The organism is Nocardia sp. NPDC127606 (genome assembly GCF_042671725.1).
Taxonomy (GTDB): domain Bacteria; phylum Actinomycetota; class Actinomycetes; order Mycobacteriales; family Mycobacteriaceae; genus Nocardia.
Genome location: NZ_JBHXWQ010000003.1, coordinates 888,044 through 909,956, shown reverse-complemented (window position 1 = coordinate 909,956; position 21,913 = coordinate 888,044). Strand labels below are relative to the sequence as shown.

At 67.6% G+C, this 21,913-nt stretch carries 19 protein-coding genes; 11 read left to right on the top strand and 8 right to left on the bottom strand.

Translation table 11 applies throughout. The features are described from left to right. The first annotated feature begins 633 nt into the window (after positions 1-633). From ACFVJ5_RS19710 to ACFVJ5_RS19695, 4 genes are read left to right on the top strand one after another with little or no spacing between them, the layout of a single operon-like run. The gene (locus ACFVJ5_RS19710) at positions 634-1,164 is read left to right on the top strand and encodes a DUF3558 domain-containing protein (RefSeq protein WP_379221857.1); all 531 of its coding nucleotides are present in this window, start codon (positions 634-636) and stop codon (positions 1,162-1,164) included. 25 nt (positions 1,165-1,189) lie between these two features. Next, positions 1,190-1,582: a hypothetical protein gene (locus tag ACFVJ5_RS19705; RefSeq protein ID WP_379221855.1), complete on the top strand. Its 393-nt coding sequence runs from the start codon at positions 1,190-1,192 to the stop codon at positions 1,580-1,582. A 2-nt stretch (positions 1,583-1,584) separates the two neighbouring features. Further along, positions 1,585-2,889, top strand: a complete 1,305-nt coding sequence (locus ACFVJ5_RS19700; RefSeq protein WP_379221854.1) for a hypothetical protein — start codon at positions 1,585-1,587, stop codon at positions 2,887-2,889. After that, on the top strand, positions 2,886-3,650 hold the full coding sequence (locus tag ACFVJ5_RS19695; protein ID WP_379221852.1) for an ESX secretion-associated protein EspG: 765 nt from the start codon (positions 2,886-2,888) through the stop codon (positions 3,648-3,650). The genes ACFVJ5_RS19700 and ACFVJ5_RS19695 overlap by 4 nt, the downstream gene beginning before the upstream one ends. Before the next feature lie 45 nt (positions 3,651-3,695). On the opposite strand, the gene ACFVJ5_RS19690 is transcribed toward ACFVJ5_RS19695, so the two are convergent. The 3 genes from ACFVJ5_RS19690 to ACFVJ5_RS19680 are packed head-to-tail and all read right to left on the bottom strand — an operon-like array spanning position 3,696 to position 6,435. Beyond that, positions 3,696-4,748 (bottom strand): ABC transporter substrate-binding protein, encoded by a 1,053-nt coding sequence (locus ACFVJ5_RS19690; RefSeq protein WP_379221850.1) that lies wholly within the window; start codon positions 4,746-4,748, stop codon positions 3,696-3,698. A gap of 3 nt (positions 4,749-4,751) precedes the next feature. Further along, on the bottom strand, positions 4,752-5,624 hold the full coding sequence (locus tag ACFVJ5_RS19685) for an ABC transporter permease (RefSeq protein ID WP_379221848.1): 873 nt from the start codon (positions 5,622-5,624) through the stop codon (positions 4,752-4,754). 4 nt (positions 5,625-5,628) lie between these two features. Next, positions 5,629-6,435, bottom strand: a complete 807-nt coding sequence (locus tag ACFVJ5_RS19680; RefSeq protein ID WP_379221846.1) for an ABC transporter ATP-binding protein — start codon at positions 6,433-6,435, stop codon at positions 5,629-5,631. Between the two features lie 165 nt (positions 6,436-6,600). Between ACFVJ5_RS19680 and ACFVJ5_RS19675 the strand changes: the two genes are divergently transcribed. The 3 genes from ACFVJ5_RS19675 to ACFVJ5_RS19665 all read left to right on the top strand — a co-directional run bounded on the left by ACFVJ5_RS19675 (position 6,601) and on the right by ACFVJ5_RS19665 (position 9,993). Beyond that, positions 6,601-8,346, top strand: a complete 1,746-nt coding sequence (locus ACFVJ5_RS19675; protein ID WP_379221844.1) for an ATP-binding protein — start codon at positions 6,601-6,603, stop codon at positions 8,344-8,346. Further along, a complete protein-coding gene (locus ACFVJ5_RS19670; RefSeq protein ID WP_379221842.1) occupies positions 8,343-9,020 on the top strand; it encodes a response regulator in 678 nt (225 codons plus the stop codon). Before ACFVJ5_RS19675 ends, ACFVJ5_RS19670 begins: the two co-directional genes overlap by 4 nt. 133 nt (positions 9,021-9,153) lie before the next feature. Further along, positions 9,154-9,993, top strand: a complete 840-nt coding sequence (locus ACFVJ5_RS19665) for a class I SAM-dependent methyltransferase (RefSeq protein ID WP_379221840.1) — start codon at positions 9,154-9,156, stop codon at positions 9,991-9,993. A gap of 109 nt (positions 9,994-10,102) precedes the next feature. On the opposite strand, the gene dxs is transcribed toward ACFVJ5_RS19665, so the two are convergent. Further along, positions 10,103-12,001 (bottom strand): 1-deoxy-D-xylulose-5-phosphate synthase, encoded by a 1,899-nt coding sequence (gene dxs, locus ACFVJ5_RS19660; protein WP_379221838.1) that lies wholly within the window; start codon positions 11,999-12,001, stop codon positions 10,103-10,105. A gap of 317 nt (positions 12,002-12,318) precedes the next feature. Here dxs and glsA point away from each other — a divergent pair, with 317 nt between their 5' ends. Beyond that, the gene (glsA, locus tag ACFVJ5_RS19655) at positions 12,319-14,127 is read left to right on the top strand and encodes a glutaminase A (protein ID WP_379221951.1); all 1,809 of its coding nucleotides are present in this window, start codon (positions 12,319-12,321) and stop codon (positions 14,125-14,127) included. Positions 14,128-14,160: 33 nt separating this feature from the next. Then, a complete protein-coding gene (locus tag ACFVJ5_RS19650) occupies positions 14,161-14,871 on the top strand; it encodes an SIMPL domain-containing protein (protein ID WP_379221836.1) in 711 nt (236 codons plus the stop codon). Here ACFVJ5_RS19650 and hpnE read toward each other — a convergent pair. The 3 genes from hpnE to ACFVJ5_RS19635 all read right to left on the bottom strand — a co-directional run bounded on the left by hpnE (position 14,868) and on the right by ACFVJ5_RS19635 (position 19,708). Further along, complete coding sequence (hpnE, locus tag ACFVJ5_RS19645; protein WP_379221834.1) at positions 14,868-16,253, bottom strand: hydroxysqualene dehydroxylase HpnE; 1,386 nt, start codon at positions 16,251-16,253, stop codon at positions 14,868-14,870. The two genes, ACFVJ5_RS19650 and hpnE, sit on opposite strands and share 4 nt — an antisense overlap. A 62-nt stretch (positions 16,254-16,315) precedes the next feature. Then, positions 16,316-17,674: a class I SAM-dependent RNA methyltransferase gene (locus tag ACFVJ5_RS19640; protein WP_379221832.1), complete on the bottom strand. Its 1,359-nt coding sequence runs from the start codon at positions 17,672-17,674 to the stop codon at positions 16,316-16,318. Positions 17,675-17,710: 36 nt separating this feature from the next. Beyond that, positions 17,711-19,708, bottom strand: coding sequence for an APC family permease (locus ACFVJ5_RS19635; RefSeq protein ID WP_379221830.1), 1,998 nt, complete (start codon positions 19,706-19,708; stop codon positions 17,711-17,713). A gap of 171 nt (positions 19,709-19,879) precedes the next feature. Here ACFVJ5_RS19635 and ACFVJ5_RS19630 point away from each other — a divergent pair, with 171 nt between their 5' ends. Both ACFVJ5_RS19630 and ACFVJ5_RS19625 read left to right on the top strand, forming a co-directional pair. After that, positions 19,880-20,545, top strand: coding sequence for a TrkA family potassium uptake protein (locus ACFVJ5_RS19630; protein ID WP_056811222.1), 666 nt, complete (start codon positions 19,880-19,882; stop codon positions 20,543-20,545). Between the two features lie 4 nt (positions 20,546-20,549). Continuing rightward, positions 20,550-21,221, top strand: coding sequence for a TrkA family potassium uptake protein (locus ACFVJ5_RS19625; protein WP_067458738.1), 672 nt, complete (start codon positions 20,550-20,552; stop codon positions 21,219-21,221). 4 nt (positions 21,222-21,225) lie between these two features. Here ACFVJ5_RS19625 and ACFVJ5_RS19620 read toward each other — a convergent pair whose 3' ends face one another. Then, positions 21,226-21,873: a sigma-70 family RNA polymerase sigma factor gene (locus ACFVJ5_RS19620; RefSeq protein WP_379221828.1), complete on the bottom strand. Its 648-nt coding sequence runs from the start codon at positions 21,871-21,873 to the stop codon at positions 21,226-21,228. Between the last annotated feature and the right edge of the window lie 40 nt (positions 21,874-21,913).

Sequence of the window (21,913 nt, the reverse complement as noted above, 5' to 3'; positions counted from 1 at the left end):
GACGTTGGTGGCGTGGGTTTTGATCTTGTCCGGGGAGATGCTGAGTTCCCCGCCTGCACTGGTCATATTTACTGCCCCGCCCCTCGTGTGATGCCGCCCCAGGACGGCGAGCACACTCCGCCCGCGACCTGCGGTGTCGAACCTGATCAAACAGGTCACAACCACCGGAAGTACCGGTACGTCAGACCCGCGGCACGCGGTGCCAATGGCCGAGCGTAGCGGATACGAGAGGGTTGGTACGTGCGGTGAAATCGATGGAACCGGAAGGGGCTTCGGTGCGTCTAAGGGTGTGAAGGAGTGCCATCTCAGTGGCCGATTGAGTGTTGATGCGGTGGGGCGGTGAGGATCAGTGTTCGACCTCGTGACTCGCCACCGTCGGGCGTCGCCGTGGGTTGTTGTCGAAGGTTGGCAGCACTCTCGCGCGGCGGAACTCGGTGGAGTTGCGGAGGTTTCATGGGGCGGGGGCTGTGAGACGAATTGGGTGGGGTGGTGTCGTAGGCTGTGCGGAACGACGGGGTGGCCGGGTGCGGGGAGCATTCGGGGCGGCCGTGGGGTTGGTGCGGGCTCGTCACGATGGTGTGGCTCGGTGAGCTGGGAAGACGGAGGATGCTCGTGCGACAACGGTTTGCGGTGGTGACCACTGTGTTGTGTGGGGCGCTGGCTATGGCGGGGTGTTCCACCACCGAGAGTGGGAATGCGCAGCCGAGTGCGACTACCGACCAGGCTGCAGCTACCGCAGCCTTGTGGGATCCGTGCAGCCAGATTCCTGACTCGACTCTGACCAGCTTGGGGCTGGATGTGGCGTCGGAGCGATCTGGCATCCTCGGCGCCGAAGAGCCCGGCTGGAAGATCTGTCGCTGGGATGACGCGAACTACCCGTCCGGATTCGGGATCGGTGCGTACTCCACAATCCACACACTCGACGAAATGCGCGCCAAGCCGACGAACATCGAGTTCAAGGACGTCGTGATCGCCGGCCGCAGCGGTGTGCAGTTTCGGCAGAGCCACTACAAAGCGAATGAAGATTGCTCGATCGCCTTTTCAACGGCTACCGGCCTAGCACAGCTGGATCTACTCACCACCGGCGTGAAAGAGAAGGCAGTGCCGCCGTGCGAACGGCTACAGCCGATCGCGGAAGCGATTGTTCCACTCTTTCCTAAATGAAAACGTTCGAATACAAGGGGGTGTCGTGGCTTCGGAAGATGAGAAGTCCCGCTGGCAGTATCTGAACGAGGAAGCGAAGGCCGGGCGCCTTTACCTCGATCCTTCGGTCGCAACGAGTTGCCGTGATGCGAGCAACAAGCAGATCGACCTCTTCAACCAGTTGAAGAACGACTTACAGTCCGTTGCAACGGTTTCCGGCCTCGGCCGGTTCCCAGCCGCTGACGAATTGGCGAAGATGCTCGGCATGAAAGCTGTTGGCGGCGAACGTGATTTCAACACGGCCTTTCAAGAGCACATCGATGTACTCACCCTGATCCGCGACACCATCGAGATCTCGGTGAACAAGTACCAAGACCAGCAAGTAGCCCAAGCGCAAGCGCTGACTTCACAGGGCGCCAACCTTCCCAGTGGTGGTTAAGAATGTCATTCTTGGACAATGTCGTCGGCAGGGCAGTCGTCAACTCCATTCCGGGAGGTAGCACATACCTCTCGTTGAAGGATTACGCCGACGGCAGCAAGCCGACCCGCTCGACGGACGAGAGCCCCGACGCGCATATCGCACGGAATCGGTTGGCGGAGTTGAAAACCGATTTCGACGGCGCCTATCAGAAACCGCAGGTCGTCTCGTACGACGAACCGAGTCAGATGTCGGACCTGTACGAGCGGGTCTCCGCGATGTCGATGACCGATGTCAACACGCTGCACACCCGCTGGGAAACCCTGCGTAACAAGCTCGAACAGGGTTTCAAGACCTACGACGCCGAAATCGGGAAAGCGATCGGGGAGAAGTGGACCGGTAACGCTGGTGCCAGTGCCGGTGCGGGCATCAAGGACTACGTCGAGAAGTCGGGGAACCTGCTGTCGTCGGCGCAGATGATGGCCGAGAAGGTGAAGGTGGTCGAGTCGGCCATGCAGATCGCCAAGGATCGGGTCCAGCCGCACGAAGGCTCCACGCTCAGCGGGATCGCGAGCTACATCCCCGGACCCACCTGGAAGATGGACAGCCACAACGCCGATACCGCGAAATCCGAAGGGGCGGAGGTGGTCAAGGGCATCTACTACGAGGCGATCAAGATCGCGGACACCGACGTTCCACTCGTCCCCCAGCCGTACAACCCCTTGGACACCGGCTCGAAGCCTGGCGACGACGACGGCAGCAAGGGCGACACCGAGGGCACTAAGCCGACCACGCAACAGCCCACCACACAGCAACCCACCACCGAACAGCCCACGACCGAACAGCCGACCACCGAGACGCCGACGACGGAGGACCCGTCCGACGACGACACCGGGGACGACACCACACCGTCGAGCACGGAGCCCGCGGCGACGACACCGCAGTCCACCATGCCGACCACGCCGACAGGCACCACTCCCGCGTCGACGACGACCCCGATGGGGACCGGTGGCTCGCCGGGTGGAGGTTCTCCCGGTGCGGGGACACCTGGTTCCGGCGTTCCAGGAGCTGCCGTTCCGGGCACACCGGGTGGCGCAGCTGCGGGGAAGGGCGGTGCCGGTGCGGGAGGCGCTGGTTCCGGCGGTGCGGGCCGCGGGATGTCGGGCATGGGCGGTATGGGTGCCGGTGGCGGGAAGGGCGGGAAGGGCGATGACGAGAAGGAATCCGGAACGAAGGACTATCTGATCAATCAGGAAAACGGTGAAGAACTCACGGGGCTCAGCGAGGATCAGCGAGCCAAGACGGTGCCGCCGGTGATCGGCGCATGAGCCAGGGACAGTGGCAGTTCAGTGCGCTCGGGTTCACGGTGCTGTGGCGCGCGGCGGATCGCGATGTGCTCCCCTATCCCCTGCAGACGCAGGCGGACGCGGTGACCGTGGACGACTACGACCGGCTGTGGCAGGACGAGGCCCAGCGGATTCTGCCGATGTTCGACCACTCGCTGGACGCGGCGCTGCAGATTCTGCTCGAGCCGGAAGCGCGATTCGAGCTCGCCGGGTATGGCGACGGGGAGAAATTGCGGTCGTTCGCGGCGGTGCGGGGGCAGCAGGCGGTGCTGGTGGAACAGCAGCGGGTGCCGCTCGACCACGAGGGTGGTGACATCCGGATGAGCATGCTCGAGATCGAACAGCTGCCCGACAAGCTGCTTGCCCGGCTGCCGAAGACAGGGGCGGCAGGCGGGGATGTGTTCTCGGTGAACAGCAACGACTTCGACGAGGAAGCGCCCTACGATCCGTGGGCTGCCGACCGGCGCACGCCGCAGCAGAAGGCGGATGACTTCTTCGGTCGAGCCCGGTCGACGCTGGTCTACGTGGCGGGCTATCCGGGCGCCGCGACGGACAACCGGCCACGACCCGGACAGGGCTTCCACGTGATGGATTTCCCGGATGGGCGCTACCTGGTCACCGAACGAGGCTCTGTGATCGAGGCGCGACCGGGTGATACCGGCGATGCCCGAGGGTCGTTGGTGCGGTTGATGAAATCGGCCATCGCGATCTATCGCGAGGACAACGAACCCGCCTACCGATAGACATGCATCGACCCCTGCCACGAGTTGCGGCAGGGGTCGATGCTGTTACTGGGCCGGGGTTCGGTGCGCCTGTTCGACGAATTGGTTGGTGTAGGTGGCTTCGAGGTCGATGCGGTCCCGGACGGGGGCCACGTTGCGCGAGTATTGGCCCAGGATGCGGAGGACGTTCTGGGCGCCTTCGGGTTTCATCAGGCCGTCGCCGTTGAACATGCCGATCGAGTCGCGGATGGATTTCGCGTACAGGGCGGGGTCGCTGCCGGCGTATTGGGACGGCATCTTCGCCGCGATCTCGTCGGGGTTGTGGGTGTCGATCCATCGCAGGGTCTGGACGAAGGCGTTGGCCATCTTCTGGACGATCTCCGGGTGGGCGGAGACGGTGTCGCACTTCATGTACAGCGATGAGGCGGGGTACAGGCCGCCGAGTGCGGCGCGGGTGCCTTCCTCGTTGCGCATGTCGGTGAGGATCTTCGCGTCGCCGGACTGGACCATTTTCGCCACGGTGGGGTCGGTGGTCATGCCCGCGTCGATGCCGTCGTGGTTCATGCCCGCGATGAAGGTCTGTCCCGCACCGACTTTCACCCGGGTGTAGTCGGAGGTGCTCAGCCCCTCCTGGCCGGCCAGCGCCTGGGTGAGGAAGTCGGTCGACGAGCCGAGCGAGGTGACGCCGAGGTTGCGGCCGCGGAAGTCGGCGGGCGAGCGGATGGTGTCGGCGTCGGCGGTGGAGACCAGCTCCACTTCGCCTGGCACGTCGGCGAATTGGACGACGGTTCGCAGGCACTGATCCTTGGCCTGCAGGTCGATGGTGTGGTCGTAGAAGCCGACCACGGCCTGGACGTCGCCGGTGAGCAGCGCGGTTTCGGCGCTGGCGCCGGACTGTTCACCGAGCAGTTTCACGTCGATGTCGTTGGCCTCGAACGCACCGAGCTGCTGGGCGAGCATCGCGGGCAGGTAGATCACCTTCTCCAGACCGCCGACCATGATGGTGATCTGGGGCCTGCCGTCGGCCATCGGGATCGATCGCGAATCGCGGCAGCCGGTGGCCAGCAGCAGCGAACTGATCGCGAGCAGGGCCAGGGCGAAGGGTTTGCGGTATCTCATCGTCTACACCCCGTGACCCGATTGTGCCTGCGAGGGGCGCCATTTCAGTAGGTGTCCTTCCGCGAAGCCGATCAGCGATTCCGCGATCAGGGCGACAACGGTGATGATGATCATGCCCGCGTAGATGCCTGCCGCGTCGAAGGTGCCCTGGGCGTTGGAGATCAGCAGGCCCAAACCTTTACTGGCACCGGCATATTCACCGACAACCGCGCCGATCAGGGCGAACCCGAAGGCGGTGTGCAGGCTGGACAGGATCCATGTCGTGGCGCTGGGCAGCACGATGGAGCCGAGGATCTGGCGTTTACTCGCACCGAGGATGCGGGCGTTGTTGATGACATTGCCGTCGACTTCCCTGGCGCCGGTGAAGGCGTTGAAGAACACGGCGAAGAACACCAGCACCACCACGGTCGCGACCTTGGAACTCAGGCCGAGGCCGAACCAGATGATGAACAGCGAGGCCAGCACGATGCGGGGAACGGCGTTGAGCGCCTTGATGAACGGGGCGAGCACGTCGGCCCAGTAGCGGCTGCGGCCGAGCAAGGTGCCGAGGACGACGCCGGCGACGGTGCCGATCACGAAACCGAGCACGGCTTCCTGCACGGTGGTGAAGATCTGCAGCCAGATCGACCCGAACTGCGTTCCCTCGGTGAACCATTCGACCAGCCGATCCCAGATCAGGGAGGGCTTGGAGTAGAAGAACGGGTCGATCCAGACGCTGGCGACCAGCTCCCACGAACCCAGCCACAGCGCGATCAGCGCGGCCCGCAGACCCCACACCCGCAGCTTGGACTTGCGGTTCTTCGCCTTGACCCTGGCGAGGATCTGCTCCTCGGATTCGGCTTCGACCTCCGGTGCGGTGGCCGCTGTTTTGGTCATCGTCTCAAGCGACACGGGTCGCTCCCTTCGTGCGAGCCGCCTCGACCTGATCGCGCAGCGTTTCCCAGATTTCCCTGTAGAGGTCGCGGAATTCCTCGGTGAGGCGCACCTCTTCGACATTGCGCGGCCGTTCGAGGGTGACGCGGAAGTCACCGCAGACGGTCGCGGGGCTCGCGGTCATCACCACGACCCGGTCGGCCAGGGCGATGGCCTCCTCGAGGTCGTGGGTCACGAAGATCACCGCGGCGTCGGTGCCCGCCCACACGCGCAGCAGTTCGTCCTGCATGAGCTGGCGGGTCTGCACGTCGAGCGCGCTGAACGGCTCGTCCATGAGCATGATCTCGGGTTCGTTCACCAGGGTCTGGGCCAGTGCGACGCGCTTGCGCATGCCGCCGGAGAGCTGGTGCGGGTAGTAATCCTCGAACCCGGCCAGCCCGACGATGCGCACCCACTCGGCGGCCTTCGCCTTCGCCTGCGCCTTCGACACGCCGCGGAAGCGCGGGCCGAGCGCGACATTGTCGAGCACGCTGCGCCACGGCAGCACGGCATCCTGCTGGAACATGTAGCCGATGCCGTCGGGGATGCCGTCGACATCCTTGCCGCGCACCAGCGTGCGCCCCGCCGAGGTGGGCTCGAGGCCCGACACCAGCGAGAGGGTGGTGGACTTACCACAGCCGGTCGGGCCGACCACCGCGACGAATTCGCCGGGGGCGACGGTGAAGTCGATGTTCTTCACCGCGGTGTGGATGCCACCGTCGGTTCCGGGAAAGCGCTTCGTCGCGCCCCGGAGTTCGATGAGTGGATTGCTCATTGCTGCTCCTGTGTCCGGCGCCGCTGGGTGTGATGTGCGGCCGCTATCGCAAGGTAAGTGTTGTGGGTCACAGGGCGCGCGCTTGTGCGCACAACCAGCGCAAGCGGCGATACGGACGTTGTGCGCATTGTGCTCACGCCCATCGGGGGTGCCTACACTGAGCCGGTGAGGCTGTTCCCCCGTGGTGTCCGGCTGCGGACGCAGATCGTGTTGCTGCAGGTCGCGCTGGTGGCGTTGATCCTGGGGCTGGCCTTCGGGGTGTTCGCCTATCTGAGCGATCAGCGACTGTCGGCCGAGTACGGGCAGCGGGCGTTGGCCATCGCGCGCACAGTCGCCAGTGATCCGGTGGTGCGCGAGGAGGTCGCCCGGTACGCGGCGCTGGAGCCGGGGCCGTTGCTCCGCGCGGAGCTCGCGAGTGGGGAACTGGAGCGGACGGCCGAGGCGGCGCGGCTACGGACCGGGGCACTGTTCGTGGTGATCACCGATGACGCGGGGTTGCGGTTGGCGCATCCCGACCCGGCGCGGCTGGGTCAGCGGGTGAGCACGGATCCCTCGCAGGCACTGGCAGGGCGCGAGGTGGTGATTCGCGAGCACGGCACACTCGGCGACTCGGTACGGGCGAAAGTGCCGGTGCGCGAGCCCGGTTCGGATCGGGTGGTGGGCGAGGTGAGTGTCGGGATCTCCACCGAGGCGGTGAGCGATCAGCTGGTGAGCGATCTGCGCCGGGCCGCCGTCCTGGTGCTGGGCGCACTGTTCGCGGGGATCGCGGGGTCGGTGTTGCTGGCGCGGCGGTGGCACGGGTTGACCCTGGGCCTGCAGCCCGCCGAGCTGGCCGAATTGGTGCGCGAACAGGATGTGGTGCTGCACGGGATCGGAGTGGGGGTGGTCGCGGTCGATGCCGGGTGGCGAACGACGGTGATCAATGACGAGGCGCGCGCCCTGCTCGGAATCGACGGGGAGAGTGGACGTTCGGTGGATTCGATCGGGCTCACGCCGCGTGTGCTCGAGGCGTTTCGCAGCGCCGACGGACAGCCGGTGCAGGCAGCGGTCGGTGATCGGATCGTCGTGGTCACCGCCAGGACGGTCACCCGTGAGGGGCGTGCGCTGGGGGCGGTGCTCGATGTGCGCGATCGGACCGATGTGGAGTCGCTGACCCGGCAGCTGGACGCGGTGCGGTCGATGAGCACGGTGTTGCGGGCGCAGCGGCACGAGTTCGCCAATCGATTGCACCTGCTCAGCGGGTTGCTGCACGGCGATCGGCCCAGCGAGGCCGCGCGATACATCGACGAGCTGCTCGGGTCGGGGCCGCTCGGAGCCGCGATGCCGGGAATCGATGCGGTGCGCGATCCGTATCTGCAAGCGTTTCTCGCCGCCAAGGCCGCTCATGCCAGGGAGAACGGGGTGTCGTTGCGACTGGGGCCGAGCACCTGGGTGGACGCGAATCTTGTTGCGCCGGTGGATGTGACGACAGTGCTGGGCAATCTGCTCGACAATGCCATCGATGCCGTGCGCGTCGTCGACCCCACCGCCACGGGGTCGGGCGTGAACGCCGAGTTCGACGCACGCGTCTGCGATGATTCCGCGACGAACGGGCCCGGCGCGCAGGCCGGTGCACTCGTCGAGGTCGAGCTGGTCCAGGAGGGATCCACGCTGCACATCACCGTCGCCGACAGCGGTCCGGGAATCGGACCGGAACTGGTGGATTCGCTGTTCGCCGACGGGGTTTCGACGAAACACGGTGGCGGGGTGCCCGGAGGTCGCGGGGTGGGGTTGGCGTTGTCGCGGCAGGTCGCTCGGGCGGCCGGTGGCGATGTGTGGCTGGCCTCGGCCGGCGCCGCCGGTGGACAACTGAGCGGGGCGGAGTTCATCGCGCGCCTACCCGGTGTGCTCAGCGAGGGAGAAGTGTCGTGAACCGGCCCGATTTCACCGTGCTCGTGGTCGATGACGACTTCCGGGTGGCGAACATGCATGCCGGAATCGTCGGCGCGCTACCCGGATTCGCCGTCGGCGCGGTCGTCAACACCGTAGCCGCCGCCCGTCAGGCACTCGCCACGATCGCCATCGATCTCGCCTTGGTCGACGTCTATCTGCCGGACGGTTCGGGCATCGACCTGGTGCGCGAATTGCACTGCGACGCGATGATGCTCACCGCTGCCACCGAATCGACCACGGTCCGCGCCGCCTCGACGGCGGGAGCGCTGGCGTATCTGGTGAAACCGTTCGATCACACCGTCCTCGCCGCCCGCCTGGCCGGCTACGCCCGTTACCGCAGAATCCTCGCCGCCCCCGAGGTGAGCGCACGCGATGTCGACGCGGCACTCGAAGCGCTGCGTCCCGTCCCGGCCACCCCGGACCGGGGATCCGCCACCGCCTCCCCCACCAGGGAACTCGTACTCCGAGCGGTGCACGGGGCCACCGCCCCGATGTCGGCGGGCGAGGTCGCCACCGCCATCGGAATCTCGCGGGCCACGGCCCAGCGCTATCTCGCCGCCCTCGTCACCACCGGCGATCTACGCATGCAACTCCGCTACGGCACCACCGGCCGACCCGAACAGGAATACTCCCCTCTCCGCCGCACGCCCTGAGCGAGGCGACCCGCGCCGACGCCGAGAACCCGCTCGTGCCGAGAGGTCCGGCGGCACAAAATCAGTCGACCCGACGGTTGCTCGACCACTAGCGTTGATCCTCGCCGTCACACCGCCGTCGAAAGGTCATGCCGTGCTCGAAGCCGAAGCGATCGCCGCCAACCGCGCGAATTGGGACGACCGGGCCGACGTGCACGCGCGTTCGCGGATGTACGACGTCGACGCCTTTCTGGCCGACCCGGACGACATTTCCTCGGTGGTGCGCAACGATCTCGCCGTCCTGGCGCCGCACCTACCGGAATCCGGAATCCGGGGGCGATCCCTGCTGCATCTGCAGTGTCACATCGGGACGGACACCGTGTCCTGGGCGCGGCTGGGCGCGATCGAGGTCCACGGACTGGATCTGTCGCCGAACTCGCTGCGGCACGCCGCGCGGATCGCCGCGGCCGACGGTCGCGAGATCACCTGGGTCGAAGGAGACGCGCGATTCGCCTCGGCACTGCTCGACCGGCGCTTCGATACCATCGTGACCAGTGCGGGAACCATCGTCTGGCTGCCGGAGCTCACCGCGTGGGCAAGGTCGATCCATGACCTGCTCGAACCGGGCGGGGTGTTCGTGATCCGCGACGACCATCCGATTCTGGGTGCGATGCAGTTCCAACCGTGGGAGATCGACGACGACTATCTCGGCGGTGGCGGTGCTCGCAGCTACTCGGACTCGGGTACCTACACCGAGGAATCCGAGGGACAGATCGCGCACACCACCAATCACGAGTGGCGCCACGACCTGGGCGAGATCGTCGGCGCGCTGCTCGGAGCCGGGCTCGTCATCGAGGCGTTGACGGAGCTGCCCACCATGGACTGGCCCGCGTTCGCCGATCTCGTGCCCTGCGAGCAGGGGTGGACGTTGCCCGACGGCGCACCGCGCATCCCGTTGAATTTCGCCGTCGTCGCCCGGCGGCCCGGCCACTAGGCACTGTCTCCATCAGGTGGCGGATGCCCGCGGGGCCGCCGCCGAGGTTCATGCCCTCGAACGGGCCGACAGTGGCCCAGCGCAGTCCGAGCGCCTTATCCGGCTCTGATCAGCGTGATTGCAGCCAGCCGCCGATCCGCTGGGCGATGGCGTCGGGGGTGAGGCCGAGTTCTTCGAGGATCTCGTTGCGGGAGGCGTGGTCCAGGAATTGCTGGGGCACACCGAGATCGCGGGTGGGTACGTCCAGGCCCGCGTCGCGCAGGCGGGCGGAGACGGTGGAGCCGATGCCGCCGTGCAGGCCGCCGTCTTCGACGGTGACCACAAGGCGGTAGTTCTCCGCGAGCTTGACCAAGGTGTCCGACACCGGGATGACCCAGCGCGGATCGACGACGGTGACCGAAATGCCTTGGGGTTCCAGCAGTTCGGCGACCTTCATCGCGGTCTCGGCGAAGGGGCCCACGGCGACGATCAGGACGTCACCGTGCTGGGACTGCGCGGAACCCGCACCGGGCACGGCCAGTCGCAGCACATCCAGTCCGTCGAGCCGTTCCACGGCCGTGATGTCCTCGGCGACACTGCCTTTCGGGAACCGCAGCACGGTCGGACCGTCGGAGACGGCGAGCGCTTCGGCCAGTTCCTCCCGCAGCGTGGCGCCGTCGCGCGGGGCGGCGACGCGGATGCCGGGGATGATGCCCAGCAGCGAGAAGTCCCACATCCCGTTGTGGCTGGCGCCGTCGGGGCCGGTGACGCCCGCGCGATCCAGCACGACCGTGACGGGCTGCTTCAGCAGTGCCACGTCCATCAGGAGCTGGTCGAACGCGCGGTTGAGGAAGGTGGCGTAGATGGCCACCACCGGGTGCATGCCACCCAGCGCCAGACCGGCGGCCGAGGCCATGCCGTGCTGTTCGGCGATGCCGACGTCGAACATGCGCTCGGGGAAGCGTTCACCGAACGCGGCCAGGCCGGTGGGGCCCGGCATGGCCGCGGTGATGGCGACGATGTCGTCCCGGCGCGCACCGTGTTCGATGAGCTCCTCGGAGAACACCGCGGTCCAGCCCTTGGCCTTCTTGCCCGCCAGCGGGCGGCCGGTGAGCGGGTCGATCGGGTCGCAGGCGTGCATCTGGTCGGCGATGTGGTTCTCGGCGTGCTCGTAACCGTTGCCCTTGCGGGTGACCACGTGCACGACGACCGGACCACCGAAGTCCTTGGCGCGCCGCATCGCCGCCTCGAGCGCGACGAGATCGTGGCCGTCGACCGGGCCGACGTACTTCATGCCCAGATCGGAGAACAGTTCCTGCGGGCTCACCGCGTCCTTGATCCCGGCCTTGAGCGCGTGGACCATCGAATACGCCGAATCACCCACGGCGGGAATACTTTTCAAAATACGTTTCCCGGCGTCGAGCGCATGCTCGTAGGCAGGCTGGGTACGCAGGGCGGTCAGGCGGTCGGCGAGTCCGCCGATCGTGGGGGCATAGGAACGACCGTTGTCGTTGACCACCACCACCACCGGGCGATCGGGCGCACCCGCGATGTTGTTGAGCGCCTCCCAGCACATACCGCCGGTGAGCGCGCCGTCCCCGACGATCGCGACCGGGGTGCGGTCCTGATCGGTGAGCGCGAACGCCTTCGCGAGGCCGTCGACGTAGGACAGCGCCGCAGACGCGTGCGAGGACTCGACCCAGTCGTGTTCGCTCTCGGCGCGACTCGGGTAGCCCGACAGACCGTCGCGGCTGCGCAGCGAGTCGAAGCGATCCTTGCGACCGGTGAGGATCTTGTGCACGTAGGCCTGGTGGCCGGTGTCGAAGATCAACGGATCGGCCGGCGAATCGAAGATCCGGTGTAAGGCGATGGTCAGCTCGACCACCCCGAGATTGGGGCCGAGATGGCCTCCGGTGGCGGCGACCTTCTGCACCAGGAACTCGCGGATCTCGTCCGCCAGCTCCCGCAGCTGCGGCACGCTCAGCCGGCGCAGATCTTCGGGTGAATCCACCCGCGACAGCACTCCCACCTGAACTCGCTCCCTCCGGACTACATTGTGATCAGCCCAGTGTATTTGCCCGCGTGACGGGCACAGGCTCGCGGGCCCTTCCCAGCACGGGCACGGCGAGGTCTACGGTCGCGACGACGATACCGCCGCAGGCCCGGTGAACAGGACACGCGGGCGGAAATCGGGTTCGACCAAGGCTTACCTCACCGCGTTCTGGGCTGTGAGGACAATCTCCTCCGCGCGTCCAGGACCGGCCCACCGACGCTGCGACCTACAGTGACGCTGTGACTCGACCGCACGGCGCGACGCGCACGATCGACCCGGGTGTGGTGGCAGGCATGCTCGACGAGGTCTACGCGGTCTGCCGCGACGACACCTCCGGCGCACCCGCCGACTACATCCCCGAGCTCGCCGCCGTCGCACCGGATGCGTTCGGACTGTGCCTGGCGACCGCCGACGGACTCGTCTATCAGGTCGGCGATACCGACATCGGGTTCACCATCCAGTCCATCTCCAAGCCGTTCACCTACGCGCTGGCGCTGGCCGATCGCGGACTCGACGCGGTGGCCGAGCACATCGACGTGGAGCCGTCAGGCGAGCCGTTCAACGAGATCAGCCTCGAACCCGACACCCAGCGCCCGAGCAACCCGATGATCAACTCCGGGGCCATCACCGCGGCCTCGCTGATCGACGGCCGCGACGCCGCCGACAAGTTCGAGCGGGTCCGTCGCTGCTACTCCCGCTTCGCCGGGCGCGAGTTGACGATGAACGAGGCGGTCTACGAATCCGAAGCCCGCACGGGGTACCGCAATCGGGCGATCGGGTACATGTTGCGCTCGGTCGGCATCATCGACGTCGATCCGGACGACGTGGTCGACCGGTACTTCCGGCAGTGCTCGATCGAGATCACCTGCGCCGATCTGGCGGTGATGGCGGCGACGCTCGCCGACAACGGGGTCAATCCGAAGACACACGAACGGGCGCTGTCGACCTCGCTCACCGAACGGGTGCTCAGCGTGATGACCACCTGCGGCATGTACAACGCCGCCGGTGACTGGGTGACCACGGTCGGGCTGCCCGCCAAGAGCGGGGTCGGCGGCGGGATCATCGCCGTGCTGCCCGGTCAGCTCGGGATCTCGGTGTATTCACCGAGGCTGGACGGGCAGGGCAACAGTGTGCGCGGGGTCTCGGCGTGCCGGGAGCTGTCGCGGCGGCTCGAACTGCACTTCTGTCACGTGACCCGATCGGCGCGCACCGCGATCCGCGCCGACTACTCGGTCGCGCAGCTGCCGTCGCGACTGCGCCGCACCCCCGAGGAGGCCGAGGTGCTGGCCGCCCATGGTGACCGTGCGCGGGTCTACGAGCTGCACGGCGACCTGTTGTTCGCCGGTGCCGAGCGGGCGGTGCGCGCGATCGAGGGCAACGCCGACGAGCTCGACGCGCTGGTGATCGACCTGCGCCGGGTCGGCGAGGTGAGCCAGGTGGCCCGCGGGATGGTCGAGCAGTTGCAGGCCGAGCTGGTGCGCCGGGGCAGCCGGGTGGCGCTGGTCGATCCCGACGCCAAGCTCGGTCACGAGGTGTCGAGTCTGGATCCCGACGATCCGCGCGGGCGGGTGTTCGTCGATCGCGACACCGCGACCGAATGGTGTGAGGACATCGTGCTCGACCGGCATCGGCCGCCGGGAACGCGCGCCGCCACGTCGATCGACCTCGACGAGCATCCGCTGCTGGTGGGGCTCGCGGCCGCCGACCGGGACCGGCTGTGCGCGGATTTCGTCGCCCGCACCTTCGCCCGCGGCGAGGTGATCGCCGAGCGCGGCGAGCCACGGTCCGGGCTGTATCTGATTCTCGCCGGGCGGGTGCGGGCCACCTTCGCGGGCACCGACGGGCGGGTGCACCGGTTGGTGACGTTGTCGTCGGGGATGTCGTTCGGCGAGATCCCGATGTTGACCGGCGAGAAGTTCGTCAACGACATCGTCGCCGAGACCGGGCTGCGGGTGGCGGTGATGAGTGCGGCCGTGTTCGACGAGCTCGCCGAGCAGCACCCGCAACTGAAACTCGCCCTGCTGCAACGGCTCGCGGCCGGGGCGTACGCGCAGATGGAAGCCACCGTCCGCACCATCTCGGGCAACGCCGAGAACTACTGACCGTCCGGCGGAACTCGGTCCGGGCGCGAGACGTTGAGCAGCACAGCAGCCTTCGACCGACAGGAGTACGCGGTGAGCAAGAAGTCCTGGCAGGCGAGCACGACCACCTTCGGGCGCGGCGTGGTGCGCGCGGTCCCCGATCTGATCCGGTTGACGTTGTCGGTGGAATCGCGAGCCGACACCGTCGCCGGGGCCTACGGGCGTGCCGGTGACCGGGTGAGCGCGGTCGTCACGGCGCTGCGAACCGCCGGAGTGAGTGACGCGGACATGGCGACCAGTGGCCTGAGCGTGCGCACCGAGACCGTCTACACCGACAACGGGCGCAACGAGATCGCCGGCTACCTGGCCTCCACCGGCCTCAGTGTGTCGTTGCGCGAAGGCACCGGCACCGACCCCGCCGAAACGGTCGCCGCCGCGGTGAACGCGGGCGGCGACGACGTCCGCCTCGGCGGCCTCACCCGAGGCATCGCCGACCCGGCCCCCCTGCTCGAGCAAGCCCGCGACGCGGCCTACGACGACGCGAAGGCGAAAGCCGAGCAGTACGCGACCCGCGCCGGAGTGAGCCTGGGCGCCGTCCTCCAGATCACCGAGGACACTTCACCCCCGACCTCGCGCGCCTACGACATCAGCGCGGAGATGGACTCCTCCCCCATGCTGATGGCCCGAGCCAGCTCCCCCGTTCCCGTGGTCCCCGGCGAAACCGAAGTCGGAGCGTGCGTCCGCGTGACCTGGGCCCTCGACTAGCGCGATCCGGCAGCCGGTCTACTCGGCTGCGCGAGCAGCGCTTCGACGGCGCGTTCGGCGCTCTGGACGGCGCTTTCCATCGTGGCGCACCAGTCCGTGCGGGTCCAGTCGCCGGCCAGCATCAGGTTCGGGACCGAGGTGCGCTGGTCGGGGCGCAGGTTGTCGGTGCCGAGAACCTGGGAAAAGGTCGCCTTCGGCATCTTCACCACATGGCCGGTGACGACCTGAGCGTCGGCGGCTTCCGGGTAGTAGCGGCGGAGGAGATCCATTTGCTCGGCGACGATCTCGCTGTTGCTCTTGTGGATCTGCTCGTAGGCGCCGCTGGTGGTCAGGCAGTACAGCCAGGTGCCCTCGGGCGCGCGCTGGTGCATGCGCTGCCGGTCGAAGACCTGATCGATCACTCCGGTGCCGCCGATCAGCGCCTCCATGGCCGACTTGGTCTTCAGCGGCCGGTCCAGGTACAGGTTCGTGCTCACGATCGGAGTGAAGCCCAGTTTGTCCGCGGCAGCGTAGATTTCGGCATGTTCGGGCAGGTCGTCGAGGAGCCCGCCGATGCCGGAGTTCGGGACCGCGCAGATCACCGCGTCGGCCTCGACCACCGAGCCGTCCGCCAGCTGCACCCCGGTCGCCGCACCGTCGACGATGACGATCTTGCGGGCCACCGCCCGGTAGCGCACGTCGACCCCGTGACGTTCGAAGACCTTCTCGGCGCCGGCGACGTAGAGAGTGTCCAGATCCACGGTGGGATAGCCGATCGTCACGCCCGTCCGGGTCCGCATCCCGATCCGGACCCCGGTGGCCAGCACATCGGCGAACACCTTCGCCGACTCCCTGTCCACCGGTTCCGCGGCGATGCCGAGCGCGAGCCAATCCCACAGGGCCTCCCGCGCTTTCGCCGGCATCGCCAGACGCCGGAACCACTCGTCGGTGGTGATGTCGGCGAGGTACGCCGGCTGCCACAGCGCCTGCCGAACCAACGTCAGCGCCGAACGCAGCGCACGCAGCCGCTCCAGCGGTCCCGCGTCGGGATGCGCGCCCATCAGCGTGCGCACGGCTCCGAAACCCTTGGTGTGCAACATGACTGCGCGACCACCGGGCCAGCGCAGACTCCCGGCGCCGGGGAACTCCACGTGCTGCAGCGTGCCCACGCTCTCCAGATACCGCCACAGACTGCGGTACCCGCTGGCCACCACGTGCTGGCCGTTGTCGGCAAGGTCGTCCACCTCGGCAACCCGCATCGCCTGTGTGCGGCCGCCGAGCCGACCTCGCCGCTCCAGCAGAGTCACCTGTTCACCGGCTTCCGCCAGCCACACAGCGGCGGCCAGCCCGGCCAGCCCACCCCCGATGACCACGAACCGGCGTGAGTCGTTCACGTCCACCATTGAGACAATGTAGCGCGAACTCTCTCTTTCTATCGGTGAAATCGTTCGGGACCACCGAACACTCAGCGGTCGAGCAGCGCCACGCATTCGACATGGTGCGTCGCCGGGAACGCGTCGAAGGCCCGCAGCTCCGCCAGGTGGTAACCGGCGTCCAGGTACAACCCCAGATCACGAGCGAAAGCCGCCGGGTCACAACCGATGTGAACAATCCGGCGAGGATCGGCATCGGCGACAGCGGCGACGACATCCTTGCCCGCCCCCGCCCGCGGCGGATCGAGCACCACGACATCCGGCCTACCGGAAGCACTTCGAGCCCATGGCTCGACCCGCTCACTACGCAATTCCAACCAGGGCAGATCCCCCAGCGCCCCCACCCCGTCGACCACGGCCGAACGCGCGGATTCGACACCGGTCACCGCACCGGTCTGCCCCACCTGCTCGGCCAAGCGGGCGGCGAACACACCCACACCGGCGTAGAGATCCCACCCGGAACCGCCGGGAGCGAGCCCCGACCACTCGGCGATCAGATCCGAATAGCATTGCGCCGCACCACGATGCGCCTGCCAGAATCCCGTCGCTGACAGCTCCCAACGCCGCCCCGCCACATACTCGACGACGCGACCCGAGCCCTCGACCACACACTCCTCACGCGGCGCGTTCATCGCCGACTTCCGCGAAGCCGCCCGGTCCCGGATGGCCCCACGCTCATCAGCCACCGGCGGCGACGACTCACGACGACGCCCCGGACGCTGTCCCCGACCGCGGCTCGCGCCACGCGGGGTCTCGGGACGACCGGCGGGACCGGAAGCGGGAGTCTCGGCCAGTTCCACGATATGACGCACACCGTCACCGTCGATCGCGACCACCAGATCGGCCCCCGGCGTCCACAACCGATCCGCGACACCGTCGAGCGCACCGGCGACAGGCTGCGGACAGCGCAGATCCGCGATCACCTCGGTGCTGCGGTAACGGTGTACGCCCGCGTGACCGGCGCCGTCCACGACCAACCGCACCCGCGTGCGCCAACCACCGGTGACCTCACCGGAGTCACCGGCGATCGGCTCGACCGTCACCTCACGCTCGATCTTGGCCAACCGACGCAACTGCTCTTCCACCACCGTGGCCTTGAGCGCGCGCTGCGCCGCGGGCGTCGCGAAGGAGAAGTCGCAGCACCCCGCGCCGCCCGGCCCGGACACCGGACAGGTCGCGGGCACCCGGTCCGGGGACGCCTCGATGATCTCGACCGCGTCGGCCCGGCAGAACGACCCGCCGCGATCCTCGGTCACCCGCGCCCGCACCAGCTCACCGGGCAGTCCGTGTCGCACGAACACGACCCGGCCCTCGTGGCGCCCGACGATGAACCCACCGTGCCCGGGCGCCCCGAGACGCACCTCGAATTCTTGTCCGCTCCAATCACTCACGGCCACACCCACTCTCACCCTCGACCGGCGCGCCGCTCATTCGCGACGTCCTGGTCGTTCGAAACCTCGACGCACCGAACCCGGTGCGTTCACATCGGCTGTCTGCTTGGCCCTGGTGGAGGAACTGAGCTGCCACGGCACGCTCGTCACCATTACACCGGGCTCGAACAGCAACCTGCCCTTCAACCGCAGTGCGGACTGGTTGTGCAGGACCTGCTCCCACCAGTGGCCGACCACGTATTCGGGAATGAAGACGGTGACCACGTCGCGCGGGGCGTCCTTGCGCACCCGCTTGACGTAGTCGAGCACCGGCTTGGTGATCTCGCGATAGGGCGATTCGATCACCTTCAACGGCACGTTGATCTCGCTGTTCTCCCATTCGCGCACCAGCTTGCGGGTGTCGGCGTCGTCGACGTTGACCGTCACCGCCTCCAGGGTGTCCGGGCGGGTGGCGCGCGCGAAGGCCAGCGCACGGCGCGTGGGCAGATGCAGCTTGGACACCAGGACCAGCGAGTGGGTGCGGCTGGGCAGCACGCCGTCCCAGTCGGATTCGTCGAGTTCGCGCGAGACCGAGTCGTAGTGCTTGCGGATGAGCTTCATCACCACGAAGATCGCCACCATCGTGAGGATCGCGATCCAGGCGCCGGCGAAGAACTTGGTGACCAGCACGATCATCAGCACGGCGCCCGTCGCGGTCAGACCGATCGCGTTGATCACCCGGGACCGCTTCATCTGCCTGCGCTGCGCGGGATCGGTCTCGGTGCGCAGCAGGCGCGTCCAGTGCCGCAGCATGCCGGTCTGGCTCAGCACGAACGAGACGAACACACCCACGATGTAGAGCTGGATCAGCTTGGTCACTTCGGCGCCGAAGAACACCACGAACGCGATCGCGGCACCCGACAGGAACAGGATGCCGTTGGAGAACGCGAGCCGGTCGCCGCGGGTGTGCAGCTGACGGGGCAGGTAGCGGTCCTGGGCCAGGATCGAACCGAGTACGGGGAAACCGTTGAACGCGGTGTTGGCGGCCAGCACCAGGATCAGCGCGGTGACGATGGTGATGAAGAAGAAGCCGATCGGGAAGCCGTGGAACACCGCTTCGGCGATCTGCGCGATCAGGGTCTTCTGGTGATAATCGGCGGGTGCGCCGACCAGGTGCGCGGGGTCGTGCGCGTACACGACGCGGATCTTCTGGGCCAGGATGATGATGCCCATCAGCAGCACGATCGCGATGGAACCCAGCAGCAGCAGGGTGGTCGCGGCATTGCGCGACTTGGGTTTACGGAACGCGGGCACACCGTTGCTGATGGCCTCGACGCCGGTGAGCGCCGCACAGCCGGAGGAGAAGGCACGCGCGATCAGGAAGGCGAAGGCCAGGCCGTAGAGGTGCTCGTCTTCGGCGTTGAGCCCGAAACCGGCGGACTCGGCCTGGATGTCGTCGCCGAGCACATAGGTACGGAACAGGCCCCAGGCCAGCATCACGACCATGCCGACGATGAACGCGTAGGTCGGAATCGCGAACGCCGTACCGGATTCGCGCACGCCTCGCAGGTTGATCGCGGTCAGGATCGCGATCGCCACCACCGCGAACAACACCTTGTGGGTGGCCACGAACGGAACGGCGGAACCGATGTTCGACGCCGCCGAGGAGATCGACACCGCGACGGTGAGCACGTAGTCGACCAGCAGCGCGCTGCCGACCGTCAGACCGGCGTTGGGTCCGATGTTCTTGGTCGCGACCTCGTAGTCACCACCGCCCGACGGGTAGGCGTGCACGTTCTGCCGGTAGCTGGCGACGACCACCGCCATCACCAGGGCTACGGCGAGACCGACCCACGGCGCGTACACGTAGGCCGAGATGCCCGCCGCCGACAGCACCAGGAAGATTTCCTCCGGGGCATAGGCCACCGACGACATCGCGTCGGATGCGAAGACCGGAAGAGCGATACGCTTGGGCAACAACGTGTGGCCGAGCGAATCGCTACGGAACGGCCTGCCCAGCAGCACACGCTTGGCTGCCGTCGTCAACTTGGACACCGGGCTGAGCATAGAGGAGTTCACCAGCACCTTCGCGCGCACGTTCATCGGCGTCACGGCGATGTCCGGATTGTTTGCCCCGCGTCGGCGCGGGGAAAATGGGCGATGGGAGCATCCGGCGGGTACGGTCCTTGCCGGACGCCACGGGTAGGCAAGGAACGAGGGTGCACGGTGTACGTAGTGATCATGGGGTGCGGGCGTGTCGGCTCGTCACTGGCGCGTGCGCTGACCCGGGTGGGTCACGAGGTCACGGTCATCGACCGGGATCCCACCGCCTTCCGCCGCCTCGGCGAGGGCTTCACCGGGCAAGAGGTGATCGGCGTCGGCTTCGACCGTGAGGTGCTGACCCGCGCGGGGATCGAGCGCGCCGACGCCTTCGCCGCGGTGAGCTCCGGTGACAACTCCAACATCATCTCGGCGCGAGTGGCCAGAGAGATGTTCGGCGTCGAACGTGTCGTGGCCCGCATCTACGACGCCAAGCGCGCCGAAGTGTACGAACGACTCGGCATCCCGACCATCGCGACCGTGCCGTGGACCACCGATCGGTTCCTGCGCACCCTCATCGGCGACAACTCGACGACCACCTGGCGCGACCCCACCGGCGCGGTCGCGGTGACCCAGCTGACCCTGCACGAGGACTGGTCCGGTCGCACGGTGCGCGATCTGGAACGCGACCTGCAGGTGCGGGTGGCGTTCATCCTGCGCTTCGGCCAGGGCCTGTTGCCCGAATCCAAGACGATCGTCCAGGCCGACGACGTCGTCTACGTCGCGGCCACGTCCGGCACGGTCGGCGAGGCGATCGCCCTGGCCGCCAAGGCCCCACTGAGCGAGGACTGAACACATGAAGGTCGCCATCGCCGGAGCGGGCGCGGTCGGGCGCTCGATCGCCAGGGAACTCCTCCGCGGCGGACACCGCGTGATGCTGCTCGAACGCCAGCTCGACCACATCGATCCCGCCGCCATCCCCGACGCCGTCTGGGTGCACGCCGACGCCTGTGAGCTGTCGCTGCTGGAGAACGCCGATCTCGAGACCTACGAGGTGGTGATCGCGGCCACCGGCGACGACAAGGCGAATCTGGTGCACGCCCTGCTCGCCAAGACCGAGTTCGGGGTGCGCCGGGTGGTGGCGCGGGTCAACGATCCGCGCAACGAATGGCTGTTCAACGAGTCGTGGGGCGTCGACGTGGCGGTGTCGACGCCGCGGCTGCTCGCCTCGCTCGTCGAGGAGGCCGTGTCGGTGGGTGATCTGGTGCGGCTGATGACGCTGCGGCAGGGGCAGGCCAACCTGGTGGAGATCACCCTGCCCGCCGACACCCAGCTGGCAGGCAAGCCGGTGCGGACCCTGAAGATGCCGCGCGATACGGCGCTGGTGACGATCCTGCGCGGTGGCCGGGTGATCGTGCCGCAGCCCGACGATCCGTTCGAGGGTGACGACGAACTGCTGTTCGTCACCTCGGTGGAGGCCGAAGAGGACCTGCGACTCACCCTGGCGACGCACGGCGTGCGGCCGTAAGTTCTTACGCCACTTTCAGTTCCGCGCGCAGCTTGTTGAGCGCGCGGTGCTGCATCACCCGGACCACGCCCGGACTCGTGCCGATGGCCTCGGCGGTCTGGGCCGCGCTCCAGCCGAGCACGATGCGCATGTGCAGCACCTCACGATGATTCGGCGCGAGCACCTTCATCAGTTCGAGAGTGGCGGCGCGGCGTTCGTAGGCCAGCACCCACTCCTCCGGGCCCGCCGAGGTGCTGGCGCTGTCGGGCAGCTCGGCCGTCGGGTAGGCGGTGTGCTTGCCGCGACGGAACGCGTCGGAGACCTTGTTGGCGGCGATGCCGTAGACGAAGGCCAGGAACGACTTGCCCTGATCGCGGTAGCGCGGGATGGCGGCGACGGTGGCGATCAGGATTTCCTGGGTGACATCGTCGGCGGTGACGGTGAGATGCCCCGTGGCCCCCATGCGGGCCGAGCAGTACCGGCGGACCACCGGGTGCACCAGGCGCAGGATCTCGGCCACGGCGTCGCGATCACCGCGGGCGGCCGGGCCGATCAGCGCGTCGAGTTCGGCGCCGATGCGCTTGCTCTCCGACAGCACGGGCGCCGGGGTCTTGGCGGCGCCGCGGCGTGCTGCGGTGGCCGGTCGCTCATTTCGGTGCTCGGTTGCCATCATGGTCGCCGGTCCTCTCACGATCATCGCGTTCTTCCTACGC